General features: G+C 65.6%; 1 protein-coding gene. It reads right to left on the bottom strand.

Annotation, left to right across the window (positions count from 1 at the left end):
* On the bottom strand, window positions 1-541 hold a 541-nt coding region (locus AC5RWU_RS24530), incomplete at both ends, for an IS256 family transposase (RefSeq protein ID WP_493986773.1).

Raw genomic sequence — 541 nt, 5'->3', positions numbered from 1 at the left:
TTGGCGCCCTCCCCGCCGTCTCCGGCCCAGATGCCCAGGATGTCCCGTTCACCGTTGACGCTCACCCCGATGACCACGTAGAAGGGCCTGTTGCGCACCTGCCCGTCGCGGACCTTCACATGGATCGCATCCACCATGATCACCGGGTAGACCCGGTCCAGGGGCCGGTTGGCCCACTCGGCCATCTCGTCACAGACCTTCTCGGTGATCCGCGAAATGGTGTCCTTCGAGACGGTGGCACCGTAGACCTCATCAAAGTGCGCGGCGATCTCTCCGGTGGTGAGGCCTCTGGCCGTGAGGGACAGGACAACCTCGTCGATCCCGTCCAGACGGCGCTGGCGCTTCCTGACGATCCGCGGTTCGAAGGTGCCCTCCCGGTCCCGGGGCACCTCGACCTGGACGGGTCCGATCTCGGTGAACACAGTCTTAGAACGTGTCCCGTTCCGCACATTGGGGCCCTCCGCAGCCCCGTGCTTCTCGTGCCCGAGGTGCTCGGTCAGCTCCGCCTCGAGGGCCGTTTCGAGCACTGACTTGGTCAGAC

This window comes from Arthrobacter sp. B0427-1-12, assembly GCF_059092905.1.
This window is presented reverse-complemented; position numbering and strand designations above follow the sequence as displayed.